This window comes from Agrococcus sp. Ld7 (genome assembly GCF_045064095.1).
In the GTDB taxonomy this organism is placed as follows: Bacteria; Actinomycetota; Actinomycetes; order Actinomycetales; family Microbacteriaceae; genus Agrococcus.
Window position 1 is genome coordinate 17,735 of sequence record NZ_JBISGY010000003.1, and the last position, 12,691, is coordinate 30,425.

The window sequence follows — 12,691 nt, forward strand, 5'->3', positions numbered from 1 at the left end:
CGCGCGTTTGTGCGCGGGCACGAGGGGTGACTGGGAGGCTCGGTGCAGCGGTGACGCCCATCTGCGCATACCGGCTCATCTGCGCAGGATGATCTGCGTCTGAGGTGGGTGGTCGCATGCCGTCAGCGGGCGTGTGCGAGGGTCGCGAGCGGGGACGCGGTGCCGCAATGAGCGCTCGATCAGGCTGGGGACGCGTCGACGGGGCCGCGTGCTCGCGACTCGGGGAACGACATCGCCCGGGCTCCGGCCGCTTGGGACCCGCACGGGGTGCGCCGCCGCGACGTCGTTCACCGTTGGCTGGATGATCGGTTCGTACTGCGGCGCCGCCGCATTGCTCGCGATGGTGGTCGCGCACGCTGCGGCCGGGGCGCGCATGACACGTGCGGAGCGGTCCGGGGGTCGGAGTTCGGCGACGATGCGCCAGCTCCCAGGCTTCTCGCCTGCGCGTTCGACGCGGAGGCGGCCAGCGTGGATCTCGTGGTGGTGGTAGCTGCAGACGAGGATCCCGTTGTCGATGTCGGTGGGGCCGCCGTGCTGCCACCAGAGGATGTGGTGGGCCTCGGTCCAGGCGACGGGCATGCCGCAGCCGCGCACGCGGCAGCCGCGGTCGCGGATGGCAAGGGCCCGGTGCTGGGCGCGGCTGAAGAAGCGCTGCGTGCGGCCGAGGGCGAGCACGTGGCCGTTCGCGTCGACGATGCTGTGCTGCGCGTTCGCCGAGCACAGGAGCCGCTCGACGGTCTCGATCGGCACGAGGTTGCCGGTGTGCTCGATGCGGAGGCTGCGGTCGGGATGCTCGATGCCCTGCAGGTAGGCGGTGTAGGCGGCGATGTCGCCGTGGAAGACGAGCGTGGGCGGCTCGCCGCCGGCGGTGGGCGCGCTCGCGGAGGCGGCGTGCTGGCGCACCAGCGCCATCATCACGTCGTGGCGCCGCTGCTCGGGTGTGCGGTCATCCACCACCTCGAGTCCAGCATCGGCGCCGGCACCGGGCTCGCTGTCGGTGTCGGCATCCGGGCCGGTGTCGCGGAACGCGACCTGCACACGGGGGCTGGCGTAGGCGTCAAGGAACGCGTTCAGCTCCGAGCCCTCCTCGGGCGGGGACAGGAGGATCGTCTCCCAGATGCCGTCGGCGCGCTGCCGCTGCCGCAGGCTGCGCATCGCCCGCAGCCGCTCGTCTGCCGGGAGCACCCCGTCGGGGTCGAGCGCGGCGGCGTAGGCGCGCGCCTGCGTCACCAGCAGCTCCGGCACCAACGGCGCGGTCGGATCGGCCGCGACATCGACCAGCTGCCCCTCCGCCCACGCCAGCAGCCCCGGATCGGCACGCGGCGCCACCGGCTCGAGCGTGCCGACGATCGCGCGCGCCTGCGCGACCGACACCGCACCCTCCCCGACCGCCACCGCCACCCGCGGGTAGCGGGCTGCGATCGCAGCCCCGGACAGCCCCACCCCGGCAGTCGTGGCGGCGGCCAGCGCGAGCAGCCCCTGCGCCTCACCGGCACGGATGCCGAACGCGTTCGCCACCGCCTCCTTGGCGCTGCGCTGCCCGAGCCGCCGACACAGGGCCTCCTCCGCGGGCCCGGTCGAGCGCGCGGAGACCTGCTCCACCACCCGCAGCTGCAGACCACCCACCACCCGAGCGAGCTCGGCCGAGCGCGCCAGCAGCACCGCGATCTCCTCGTGCCGCGCCCGAGACAGCGAGCCAGCATCAGCCAAGGCCGCACGCGCCGCCTCGACCGCTGCCGTCACCTGCTCGATGCTCGTCACCTGCGACTCCCTCGTTGCGGCCAGAGTAGAACGGGCCACCCACATGGCTGAGCCGGTGTGCACCGTGGCACAGCGCCGTGCCACCGCGACGGGGTACGGGCGGCGTGCGCCTCAGGGGCGAGTGAATTGTCGCGTCAGCCGCCGAGCTCGTAGCTGGCCACATCCTGGGTCAGCGTCGGCGTTCCTCCGAGCAGCAGCACCCGAGGCGCGCTGAGTCGGCGATGCTCCGCGGGCAGTGCCGGAGCCAGGCAGCTGCTCGGCGTCAGGTACAGCGGTGCGCCCTGCGCTCCGGCGACGGCAGACGCGGCCAGCGCGTCCGGGAACCGATTGCCGGCCGCGATGTACATCGTCGAGCGCGACTGCGTGAACGCCGAATTGACCAGCACAGCGGTCGCGTAGCGATTCTCGCCCGCGACTCGCGTTGCCGAGCGATTGGCTCCCGCGATGCGTGTCACGGGCGCGATCCGTGCCAGCGCCGCCTCCACGGACGCGGAGACGGACGGCTCCCCGCCCACGAGCACGATCGACGTCGGAGCGAGGCGACGGAGCGCCTCCGCGGTGCTGCTCGGCAGCACGCCGCCCGTCGTGAGCAGCAGTGGTGCACGCACGTGCGCTGCGGCTGCTCCGGCGCTGAGCGCGTCCGCGAACAGCTCGCCGCTCGCCACATAGACCTGCTGCGCACCGTTCGGGTAGCCCTGCCGCGCGACGAGCGCCGCCGTCTCGTAGCGATTCGCGCCAGCGATGCGCGACGGCGGCGCCATCGTGAGCGAGGTGTGCGTCATGATCGTCGCACCGCTGAGGTGCAGCGCGGTGCCCATGTCGACCCAGCTGCAGCGGTTGATGCCGAGGTCGTAGCCGGATGCGGAGATGACACCAAGGGCGAGGACACCGCCGCCGGATCGATGCCGGAAGGTGGGGCCGCCGCTGTCGCCCGGCAGGCACGCGTAGTTCGACGATGGGGGCACGCTCTGGCGCGCCATGGCACGGAACGTCGAGCACGCCCAGAAGCCGAAGTCGTAGCAGCCCGCGGGTTCGCTGGTGCGGGTGGCGTAGCGCTCTCCCTGACGGGTGCCGGAGAACCCGACGGATGCACCCGGAGCGACCTGCGTCGCGCCGTGCACCGCGACCTCGCTCGAGCCGCTGCAGGCGCGCCCCAGCCACATCGTCGGTCGGGCCGCCGCGGTGCGCACGAGCAGCGAATCGACGTTCTTCCCCGCCCCGATCAGGTTCTGCGAGACGCGGCCGATCGTGGCGCCACTGCCCAGGCCGCAGATCTGCGCTGCGTGCCCGCTGGCAACGAACGCGCCGTTCGAGCCGAGCGGGGAGGCGCAATGCCCCGCACTCATGACGGCGGGCGCTCGGTCCGCTGTGCGGACGGCGAAGCCGGTCGTGCATGCCAGGCCACCAACCCGGATCGCGTTGCCACCGCCGTAGCCGTCGGCATCGTGCATCCGGCTGACGGGCTCATCAGCGACGTCTGCGACGAGGTCGACGGGCACGCCGAGGTCTGCGAGTCCGAGCACGGATGACACGTCATCGGCTGCCTCCGCCCGCTCCCCGTCCACCGCGCTCGGCAGCGATTCGATCATTCGAGTCAGCGTCGGGCCGAGCGCAGCGGTGCTGCTGTCGAGACCGATGCGCAGGCTCGCCTGTCGATGGTCGATCGACACCGAGATGATGGCATCGCCCGCCCTGCCACCGATCTGCATCACGCGCTCCTGCGCGTCGCACAGCGCCGTGAGCGGCTGCCCTGCAGCAGTCGAGGTGGTAACCTCCAGGGCCCGCGCGTCGGTCTGCAGGTGCGCCTCGAGCTGCTCGATCTGCGCGGGCACGAGCGCGGCCGCATTCCCTGCTCCCGCCAGAGCGATGACGTGCAGCGCCGTCGCGGCACCGTCGTCGGCTCGTGCGATCTCGGCCCCGGCGAGCGCATCCGGATGCCGCAGCAGCAGCTCGTGCTGCAGGGTGCGTGCGGCCGCCTCGCGCAGCGCGGACCCATCGGCCGTCGGCTCGGCCTCGACGGGCACGATCGCTGAGCGCACGAGGCACGCCTCCACCGCTGCCGCGCCCGACGCCGCGGCTGCCCTCGCGGGCGCGGGTGCTGCGACCACAGCGGATGCCACGATCGTGGCGGTCGTCAGGGCGGCGAGCAGCCCTCTCACCGTTGCGGGGGTCTGCACGGCACAGCGCTCCTCTCAGCAGCGGGATCGTCACGCCAGTGTGAGCGTCCCTCGACGAGCGGAGTCTGCCATACGGCTCGCTCCGCGCCGTCGACCGCGCCGAGGTCAGGCGCGCTCCGCGGCGTCGACCGCGCCGAGGTCAGGCGCGCTGCGCGGCGATCTTGCCGAGCACGCCGTTGATGAACGCGCCGGAGCGGTCCGTCGACAGCTCGTTCGCGAGGTGCACGGCCTCCGAGATGATGACGCTCACGGGCGCCGTCTCGTGCTCGAGCTCCCAGGCGCCGACCCGCAGGATCGCGAGATCGGTGCGCGGCATCCGCTCGATGGGCCAGTGCTCGCTGGACGACGCGATCAGCTCATCGATCGACGCGGTCTCGTCGGCGACGCCCGCCACGATCTCGCGCGCGAACGCGAACCAGCCGTGCGATGCCCAGCCCAGCCTGTCGGCGGTGTCGCGCAGCACCGTCGTCGGCGCCTCGTCGCGCGCGTTCGCCGAGTACAGCACCTCGACGGCGTGCTTGCGTGCCTTGCGGCGCGACGGATAGGACTCGGTCGCGGGATTCGTCGACGACACGTCAGTCGTTGATCCGGCCGAGGTAGCTGCCGTCGCGCGTGTCGACCTTGACGCGGGTGCCCTGCTCGACGAACAGCGGCACCTGGATCTCCGCGCCCGTCTCGACGGTGGCGGACTTGGTGCCGGCGCTCGAGCGGTCGCCCTGCAGGCCGGGCTCGGTGTAGGTGATCTCGAGCACGACGGATGCGGGCAGCTCGACCTGCAGCGCCTCGCCCTCGTGCATCGAGATGGTCGCGGTGCCGTTCTCGAGCAGGAACTTGGCGCCGTCGCCGACGATGTCTGCCGGAATCGGCAGCTGCTCGTACGTGTCGTTGTCCATGAACACGAAGTCGGTGCCGTCGTTGTAGAGGAACTGGTAGTCGCGGCGGTCGACCGTCGCGAACTCGATCTTGGTGCCGGCATTGAAGGTCTTGTCGACCGTCTTCTGGCTGCGCGCATTGCGCAGCTTGGTGCGGACGAACGCACCGCCCTTGCCGGGCTTGACGTGCTGGAACTCGATGACGGTCCAGAGCTGGCCGTCGAGGTTGAGCACCGCGCCGTTCTTGATGTCGTTCGTGGTTGCCATGCCGAGATCCGTTCCGTCGAGTGATGACCCTGGCGGGGCCGACAGATGAGTGTACCTGGCGCACGCTGGCCCCTAGTGTTGCCTCGTGCAGGACAACAGCGACGCCGCGCACTCGGACGGCCATCACATCTCCCACGAGGAGGGCGTCGCAGTCAATCGTGCGAACTGGGACGATCGCGTGCCGATCCACCAACGACACTACGACGGCCTGCGGATCCTGCCGCAGGATCCGCTCGCCCTCACCGACGTCGTGCGGCGAGACCTGCCGGTGCTCGCACGACTGCTCGGCGCCGCAGCGGACGACGCGCGGCCGCTCGCGGGGCGGTCACTGGCGCACCTGCAGTGCCACATCGGCACCGACACCGTCTCGCTCGCGCACGCCGGTGCATCCGTCATCGGCCTGGATTTCTCGGAGCCGGCGCTCGAGGTCGCGGCCCGGCTGTCGGACGCGTGCGGCATCGACGCGCGCTGGGTGCACAGCGACGTGCTGGACGCGGCGGCGGCGATCGGCACGCGCGTGGACGTGGTCTACACGTCGATCGGCACGATCTGCTGGTTCCGCGAACTCGATCGGTGGGCCGCGCAGATCGCCGAGCTGCTCGAGCCCGGTGGGCTGCTCTACTACCGCGACGCGCATCCGGCGATGCTCGCGCTCGACGACGCGAACGCCGAAGCGCTCACGCTCACCTACCGCTACTTCGAGAACGGCACCGCGCTGGAGTGGATCGACGACACCACCTACGCGAGCGACGGCGAACGGGTCGCGCATCCGCGCACGCTCGAATGGCCGCACTCGGTCGCCGAGATCGTGTCCGCCCTGCTCGGCGTCGGGCTGCGGATCGTCCTGCTCGATGAGGGCACGGTGCTGGAGTGGGACGCGCACCCGCGGATGGTCGCTGTCGAGGGCGGCTACGCACTGCCGGAGCACGAGCGACTGCTCGTGCCCGCATCGCTGACGATCGCTGCCGTGCGCGACTGACGCTGCCCCGAGCGGCGCGGCGTCGGAGCGGAGCGCGGCGTTCAGCGGCCGACGATGGCCTGCGCTGCGAGCCGGTAGCCGTCGAGCCCGAAGCCGGCGATCACGCCCGTCGCAACGGCCGAGACGACGGACGTGTGGCGGAACGCCTCGCGAGCGTGGGGGTTTGAGATGTGCACCTCGACGAGCGGCGCAACACCCTGCAGCTGTGCGCACGCGTCTCGGAGCGCGTAGGAGTAGTGGGTGAACGCCGCTGGATTGAGGATCACCGGCGTGCGCGCATCGACGGCTTCGTGCAGCCAGCCGACCAGCTCGGCCTCGTCGTCGGTCTGCCGCACGTCCGGCTCGACGGGGGCATCGCTCGTGCCGGCTGAGGCGACGAGCGGCGCGATGTCGGCGATCGTCATGGTGCCGTAGACCTCGGGCTCGCGCGTGCCGAGCCTGCCGAGGTTCGGGCCGTTCAGGACCAGGATGCGCATGCGGCCAGTCTGCCGCATCCGCGCGGCGCAGCCGCCGCGGTCTCGTGACGCGCGATGCTCTGCCGCCTTGGTCTCGTGACGCGCGCGGCTCCGCCACGCGCTCCTCGACCGACGGAGCAGCCGCAGGTCGAGGAGGCAGCGGGCGCAGCCCGCCGCCGTCACGAGACCGATCCCCCGCACCCCGACTGACAGAGCAGCCGCTACATCATGCCTTCGGCCAGCCCCACGTGGTTGCCGTCGGGGTCGGCGAGCACGGCCCACCAGCTCGTGGGCGTGATCTCGGCCTTGGCGATGACGACCGTCGCACCCCGCGCCGTCGCCTTCTCCAGCGTCTCGTCGATGGAGTCGACCTCGACCATGCTCCGAGGCTGCGTGAACCCCTCCGCGCGCTGCGTGAGCGCGCCGCCCGAGACGCCGTTGGGCGCCTGGAACATGGGGTAGCCCTCGAATCCTTCCATCTCGGCGAACTGCCAGCCGAAGAGGTCGGAGTAGAAGGCGGATGCCTGCTGCAGATCCGCGACAGGGATCTCGATGTGTGTGATGTCTCCGTGTGCCATGGCTGTGAGTCTGCTCGCGCACCGCGCGATGCGCCAGGGGTCTCGTGACGCGCGCGGCTGCGCCGCACGCTCCTCGACCGACGGAGCGACCGAACCGCTGCATTGCCGGGTCTCGTGACGCGCGCGGCTGCGCCGCACGCTCCTCGACCGACGGGAGCTGCTCGACCAACGGGAGCTCCTCGACCGACGGGCGCTGCTCGACCGGCGGAGCTCCTCGACCAACGGCCGCAGGTCGAGGAGGCGGCGGGCGCAGCCCGCTGCCGTCACGAGACCGGGCCGCAGCAGCGCCGGGCGTCAGTCGGCGAGCGACTGGTAGGCCATGAACAGCAGGCCCTCGTCGGGGCCCTCGAGGATCCGCGGCTTCGCAACGTCGTCGAGCACCACGTACCGCAGCATCGAGCCGCGCGTCTTCTTGTCCTTGCGCATCGACGCCAGCAGCGTCTGCCAGCGTCCGACGGGATAGGTCATCGGCAGCTCCAGCGACCCGAGGATCTCGCGGTGCTGATCGACGACGCGCTCCGGCAGCCGGCCGGCGAGGCGCGAGAGCTCGGCAGCGAACACCATGCCGATCGACACCGCAGCGCCGTGCCTCCAGCGATAGCGCTCGTTGTGCTCGATCGCGTGGCCGAGCGTGTGCCCGTAGTTCAAGAACTCGCGCTCCCCCGTGTCGCGGAAGTCCTTCGCAACCGCTCGCACCTTGACCTCGATCGAGCGCGCCACGATCTCGGCGAACTGCGGCGTCGTCGGGTCGGTGGATGCGTCGAGCTCGGTCTCCAGCAGCTCGAGGATGCGCGGGTCGGCGATGAAGCCGGCCTTGACGATCTCGGCGAAGCCGGTCAGCAGCTCGTTGCGCGGCAGCGAGTCGACCAGCTCGAGGTCGGCGATGACGGCCGCCGGGTGGTGGAATGCGCCGACCAGGTTCTTGCCCTGCTCGGTGTTGATGCCCGTCTTGCCCCCGACCGCCGCGTCGACCATGCCGAGCACGCTGGTCGGCACCTGCACGACCCGCACACCCCGCAGCCAGGTCGCGCCCACGAAGCCGGCCAGATCGGTCACGGCACCGCCGCCGAGGCCGAGCACGGCATCCGACCTCGTGAAGTCGGCCTGCCCCATGATCTGCCACAGGAACTGCGCGACCTCGATGCGCTTGGCCTCCTCGGCGTCCGGCACCTCCGCGAGCAGCACCTCGACGTCGAGCGAGGCCTTCAGATGGTCGGCGATGCGCGACATCGCCGGCTGGTGCACGACCAGCAGTCGCTGCACCCCGTCGAGCTGCTGCTGCAGGCGCTCGACCAGGATGCCCCGACCGACGTGGACGTCGTAGGGCTCGGTGGTCGGAACGTGGATCGTGGTCATGCGCGTGCTCCCTGGGGTTGCGTGCGGTGTGCGGCGTGGCTATCGGTCATGCGGTTCAGAGCCCCCGCTCCACCAGCCAGGCCTCCAGCTGGTCGACCAGCACGGCCATGGGTGTGCGGGAGGTGTCGACGCTCGTGTCGGCGAGGTCGCGGTAGACGGCGTCGCGCTCGGCCGCGATGCGGCGCCACGCGTCGATGCCGTCGGCGACGAGCGGTCGTCCGCCGCCGCCGATCCGTCGCTCGGCGGCGATCGCGTCGACCGTGACGAGCACGACCGTGGCGTGGGCGCGCAGCAGCGCGCGCGTGCCCTCGTCGAGCACGGCGCCGCCGCCGAGCGCGACGACGGTGCCGGGCGTGAGCGCTCGCCGCACGGTCTCGGCCTCCCACTGCCGGAACGTCGGCTCGCCGTGGGCGGCGAAGATCTCCGGGATCGGCCCGTGCTCGAGTGCGATCAGGCGGTCGGTGTCTGCGAAGGTGCGGCCCATGCGCGAGGCGAGCTTGCGACCGATCGAGGTCTTGCCAGCGGCCATCGGGCCGATGAGCACGACCGGCGGCGTCGCGCTCGCCTCGTCGCCCGGGCGCGGGCCGTCGGCCGTCATGGCGGCAACAGGCGCATCAGTGCGCCTCCGGCACCGTGCGCAGCTGCTCGGGGATCGCGGCGAGGTAGCCGTCCAGATTCCTGCGGGTCTCGGCGACGGAGTCGCCCCCGAACTTCTCCACCATCGCGTCGGCGAGCACGAGCGCGACCATCGCCTCTGCGACCACGCCCGCGGCCGGCACCGCGCACACATCGCTGCGCTGGTGATGCGCCTGCGCGGCCTCGCCCGTGGCGGTGTCGATGGTGCGCAGCGCTCGCGGCACCGTCGCGATCGGCTTCATGCCCGCGCGCACGCGCAGCGCATCGCCCGTGGACATGCCGCCCTCGATGCCGCCGGCGCGGCTGGTCGGGCGGTGGACGCCCGCCTCCCCGACGAGCAGCTCGTCGTGCGCCGCGCTGCCGCGGCGACGGGTGGTCTCGAAGCCGTCGCCGACCTCGACGCCCTTGATGGCCTGGATGCCCATGAGCGCCTGAGCGAGGCGTCCGTCGAGCCTGCGGTCCCAGTGCACGTAGGAGCCGATGCCGGGGGGCAGCCCGTAGGCGAGCACCTCCACGATGCCGCCGAGGGTGTCGCCCGCGCGCCGGGCGTCCTCGACCTCCGCCAGCATGGCGGCGCTCGTCGCAGCGTGGTGGCAGCGCAGCTCGTCGGCGTCCAGGCGGTCGACGTCGTCGGGCGTCGGCAGCTCAGCGTCGTCCGGCACGCGCACGGGCCCGATCGAGAGGGTGTGGCTCACGAGCCGCACCCCCAGCTCGCCGAGGAACGCACGGGCGATGGCGCCGAGCGCGACCCGGGCTGCCGTCTCGCGCGCGCTCGCGCGCTCGAGCACCGGTCGTGCCTCGTCGAAGCCGTGCTTCTGCATGCCGACCAGGTCGGCGTGGCCGGGGCGGGGCCGCGTGAGCTTCGCCGCGCGGGCCCCGGTGAGCTCCGTCTCGAGCGGCGCTGCGGACATGACCTCCATCCACTTCGGCCACTCCGTGTTGCCGACGCGGAGCGCGATCGGCCCACCCTGGGTGCGGCCGTGGCGCACCCCGCCGGAGATCGACAATGCGTCCTGCTCGAACTTCATCCGCGCGCCGCGACCGGCGCCGAGCTTGCGCCGCTGCAGGTCGTCCTGGATCTGCGAGGCGGTGATCGGCACCCCCGCGGGAAGCCCCTCGAGGATGGCGATCAGTTCGGGGCCGTGGGATTCCCCGGCAGTCAACCAGCGCAGCATGCCTACGATTCTTCCAGACGAGCGGATGCCGCTTCGACGTCGGCGGCGCCGCGCATCGCCGCGCGCATGGCCGCCACGACGCGCGGCTCGTCCGCGAGCGGGGCGTCGACGTCGCCGAGCGAGAAGATGCGGGCCTGCAGCACCGCCTGACCGAGCAGCATCTCGCGCCCGTCGATGAGGCACGCGGTCGGCAGGGCGGACGCAAACCGTGACCCATCGGCCCGCGCGTAGTCCGCGTCGAGCAGCCGCGTGGGCGGCGACAGGAAGGTCGGCACGACCGCAGCGGACGCGGGGAGCGTGGAGACCGCGGCATCCGCAGCCGGCAGTGCCGCGTCGAGCGGCTGGAGCGTCAGCGAGACGCCCAGCTGCGCTGCGAGCTCCTCCAGCCGCTCCCCGCGTGCCGCGGTGCGCAGCCCGACCGTCACGCTCGTCGCGCCCAGCTCGGCGAGCGCGAGCAGCGCCGACAGCGCCGTGGCGCCCGCGCCGGCGATCGCGCCGGTCGTGATCGCGGCGACGCCGGCATCCGTGAACGCCCGCACGATGCCGCCGACGTCGGTGTTGAACCCGCGCACCCGGCTGCCGAGCAGCAGCGTGTTCACCGCGCCCGTGCGCTGCGCGCGATCATCGACGCTCGCGGCGAGCGCGCGAGCCTCCTCCTTGAGCGGCGCCGTGACCGACAGCCCGAGCCACGCGTGGTCGAGCACGTCGACGAAGTCGCTCAGCTCTCCGGCTGCGACCAGCCGCCGCTCGCAGCGCCAGTCGAGCCCGAGCTCGCGGGCGGCCGCTCCCTGCAGCACGGGCGAGAGCGAGTGATCGATCGGCGAGCCCACCACCGCCAGTCGGCGAGTATGCGCGCCCGGGAGCGACAACTCAGCCGCCCCAGCCCGGGTTGTCGCGCAGGAACTGCTGGAACTGCGCGACCGCCTGCTGGTGCTCGTCGTAGGTCTCGGAGAAGATCGTCTCGCCGGTCTCCGGGTTCACCGTCACGAAGTAGAGCCACGGCCCCTCGGTCGGCTCCAGCACCGCCTGGATCGCCTGATCTCCCGGCGCACCGATGGGCCCGACCGGCAGGCCCGGAACCTGGTAGGTGTTGTAGGGATTGGATGCGTCGGCCCGCTCCTCGGCCGTCGTCGTCACGACGTGCAGATTGCCGGTGCCGTACGCGACGGTGGCATCCGACTGCAGCGGCATGTTGATGTCGAGGCGGTTCTGGAACACGCGCGCCACCTTGCCGAAGTCCTCGGCGAAGCGGGCCTCGCGCTGCACGACGGACGCAAACGTGAGCACGCGCTGCGCATCCGCGTCCGCGACGCCGTACTGCTCGAGCGCCTCGTGCTGACGAGCGATCATCGTCTCCAGCACGCCCTCCGCGGTGATGCCGTCGTCGAAGGTGTAGGTGGCAGGGAACAGCCACCCCTCGAGCGAGATCGCGTCCTCCGGCAGGTCGAACTGCGTGAAGTTGCCGGCCAGCTGCAGGAACTCCTCCTGCGGGATCCCGAGATCGCGCTCGAGTCGCTCGAACACCTGCGGCAGCGTGTACCCCTCCGGCACGGTGACGCGCAGCTCGACCTTGTTCGCGGGGTCGAGGATCGCGTCGAGCGCGCCCTGCGCCGACATCTGCTGCTGCACGCGGTAGGCACCGGGATGCAGCTGGATGCTCGGATCGTCCACGAGGATGTCGGTGAACGCCTCGGTGCTGGCGATCACGTCCTCCTCCAGCAGCGTCGCCGCGACGTCGTAGCCATTCTCGCCCGACTGGACCTGGATGATCGCTTCACCGGTGCCGGGGCCCGGGTAGTCCTCGGGGCCCGCGAAGCGCTCCGAGAGCTTCGACACGCCCCAGACGCCGACGGCGACGAGGCCGCCGAGGATGACGAGCGCAATGACCGCGCCGATGATCCGCTTGCGCGCCTGCTGCCTGCGCGCTTCCTGCGCGCGTGCTCGACGTCCAGCCATGTCAGTCCTCTTCTCGCTGCGGGGCCTGCCCGCCGGTGAGCAGCTCGCCCGGCGTTCGCCCGGATGCGCGCTCGCTGTCGAGCGCGTGCTGCAGGATGACGACCGCCGCCGCCTGGTCGATCGTGGCACGCTGCTGGCGCGACGACTTGCCGGATGCGCGCATGCCCGCCGACGCTGTCACGGTCGACAGCCGCTCATCGACGAGCCGCACCGGCATCGTCGCCGCGAGCATGGCGGCCATGTCGCGGGCGTCCTGCGTGCTCGGCGTGTCGCGCCCGGAGAGCGAGATCGGCAGACCGACGACCGCCTCCATCGCACCCAGCTCCGCCGCGATCTCGCGCAGCCGCGCGACGGGCTCGACGGATGCGCGCTGGATCGTCTCCACCGGCGTCGCGAGCAGGCCATCGACATCGCAGCGGGCGACACCGACGCGGGCTCTGCCCACGTCGACACCGATCCGCACGCCGCGCCGCATCGTG

At 72.0% G+C, this 12,691-nt stretch carries 13 protein-coding genes; 1 reads left to right on the forward strand and 12 read right to left on the reverse strand.

What is annotated here, in order from left to right; genetic code table 11:
* Window positions 1-75: 75 nt before the first annotated feature.
* From ACJJVL_RS01650 to efp, 4 genes are all read right to left on the reverse strand, one after another.
* A complete protein-coding gene (locus ACJJVL_RS01650; protein WP_405216336.1) occupies window positions 76-1,761 on the reverse strand; it encodes a DUF222 domain-containing protein in 1,686 nt (561 codons plus the stop codon).
* A gap of 134 nt (window positions 1,762-1,895) precedes the next feature.
* A complete protein-coding gene (locus ACJJVL_RS01655; protein WP_405216338.1) occupies window positions 1,896-3,938 on the reverse strand; it encodes a cell wall-binding repeat-containing protein in 2,043 nt (680 codons plus the stop codon).
* A 139-nt stretch (window positions 3,939-4,077) separates the two neighbouring features.
* On the reverse strand, window positions 4,078-4,512 hold the full coding sequence (gene nusB / locus ACJJVL_RS01660) for a transcription antitermination factor NusB (protein WP_405216340.1): 435 nt from the start codon (window positions 4,510-4,512) through the stop codon (window positions 4,078-4,080).
* Between the two features lies 1 nt (window position 4,513).
* Window positions 4,514-5,077 carry an elongation factor P gene (efp, locus tag ACJJVL_RS01665; protein ID WP_405216342.1) on the reverse strand — a complete coding sequence of 188 codons (564 nt, stop codon included), beginning with the start codon at window positions 5,075-5,077 and terminating at the stop codon, window positions 4,514-4,516.
* Between the two features lie 85 nt (window positions 5,078-5,162).
* On the opposite strand from efp, the gene ACJJVL_RS01670 reads away from it, so the two are divergent.
* Window positions 5,163-6,056: a class I SAM-dependent methyltransferase gene (locus tag ACJJVL_RS01670; protein ID WP_405216344.1), complete on the forward strand. Its 894-nt coding sequence runs from the start codon at window positions 5,163-5,165 to the stop codon at window positions 6,054-6,056.
* Between the two features lie 41 nt (window positions 6,057-6,097).
* Here the strand turns inward: ACJJVL_RS01670 and aroQ are convergent, their stop codons facing one another.
* The 8 genes from aroQ to ruvX all read right to left on the reverse strand — a co-directional run bounded on the left by aroQ (window position 6,098) and on the right by ruvX (window position 12,687).
* Window positions 6,098-6,532 (reverse strand): type II 3-dehydroquinate dehydratase, encoded by a 435-nt coding sequence (gene aroQ, locus ACJJVL_RS01675; protein WP_405216346.1) that lies wholly within the window; start codon window positions 6,530-6,532, stop codon window positions 6,098-6,100.
* A gap of 200 nt (window positions 6,533-6,732) precedes the next feature.
* Entirely contained in the window at window positions 6,733-7,089 is a 357-nt protein-coding gene (locus ACJJVL_RS01680) for a VOC family protein (protein ID WP_405216347.1), read from the reverse strand.
* A gap of 294 nt (window positions 7,090-7,383) precedes the next feature.
* Complete coding sequence (gene aroB / locus ACJJVL_RS01685; protein ID WP_405216349.1) at window positions 7,384-8,445, reverse strand: 3-dehydroquinate synthase; 1,062 nt, start codon at window positions 8,443-8,445, stop codon at window positions 7,384-7,386.
* A 55-nt stretch (window positions 8,446-8,500) separates the two neighbouring features.
* Window positions 8,501-9,043 carry a shikimate kinase gene (locus ACJJVL_RS01690; protein WP_405216351.1) on the reverse strand — a complete coding sequence of 181 codons (543 nt, stop codon included), beginning with the start codon at window positions 9,041-9,043 and terminating at the stop codon, window positions 8,501-8,503.
* Window positions 9,044-9,059: 16 nt separating this feature from the next.
* On the reverse strand, window positions 9,060-10,256 hold the full coding sequence (gene aroC / locus ACJJVL_RS01695; protein ID WP_405216353.1) for a chorismate synthase: 1,197 nt from the start codon (window positions 10,254-10,256) through the stop codon (window positions 9,060-9,062).
* A gap of 2 nt (window positions 10,257-10,258) precedes the next feature.
* On the reverse strand, window positions 10,259-11,086 hold the full coding sequence (locus ACJJVL_RS01700) for a shikimate dehydrogenase family protein (protein WP_405216355.1): 828 nt from the start codon (window positions 11,084-11,086) through the stop codon (window positions 10,259-10,261).
* A gap of 40 nt (window positions 11,087-11,126) precedes the next feature.
* A complete protein-coding gene (mltG, locus tag ACJJVL_RS01705) occupies window positions 11,127-12,212 on the reverse strand; it encodes an endolytic transglycosylase MltG (protein ID WP_405216357.1) in 1,086 nt (361 codons plus the stop codon).
* A gap of 1 nt (window position 12,213) precedes the next feature.
* On the reverse strand, window positions 12,214-12,687 hold the full coding sequence (gene ruvX, locus ACJJVL_RS01710; protein ID WP_405216359.1) for a Holliday junction resolvase RuvX: 474 nt from the start codon (window positions 12,685-12,687) through the stop codon (window positions 12,214-12,216).
* Window positions 12,688-12,691: the final 4 nt, after the last annotated feature.

Excerpts from the sequence above, each read along its gene's own strand:
- efp (WP_405216342.1), bottom strand. The coding sequence starts at position 5,077 with ATGGCAACCACGAACGACATCAAGAACGGCGCGGTGCTCAACCTCGAC.
- aroQ (WP_405216346.1), bottom strand. The coding sequence starts at position 6,532 with ATGCGCATCCTGGTCCTGAACGGCCCGAACCTCGGCAGGCTCGGCACG.
- ACJJVL_RS01680 (WP_405216347.1), bottom strand. The coding sequence starts at position 7,089 with ATGGCACACGGAGACATCACACACATCGAGATCCCTGTCGCGGATCTG.
- aroB (WP_405216349.1), bottom strand. The coding sequence starts at position 8,445 with ATGACCACGATCCACGTTCCGACCACCGAGCCCTACGACGTCCACGTC.
- ACJJVL_RS01690 (WP_405216351.1), bottom strand. The coding sequence starts at position 9,043 with ATGACGGCCGACGGCCCGCGCCCGGGCGACGAGGCGAGCGCGACGCCG.
- aroC (WP_405216353.1), bottom strand. The coding sequence starts at position 10,256 with ATGCTGCGCTGGTTGACTGCCGGGGAATCCCACGGCCCCGAACTGATC.
- mltG (WP_405216357.1), bottom strand. The coding sequence starts at position 12,212 with ATGGCTGGACGTCGAGCACGCGCGCAGGAAGCGCGCAGGCAGCAGGCG.
- ruvX (WP_405216359.1), bottom strand. The coding sequence starts at position 12,687 with ATGCGGCGCGGCGTGCGGATCGGTGTCGACGTGGGCAGAGCCCGCGTC.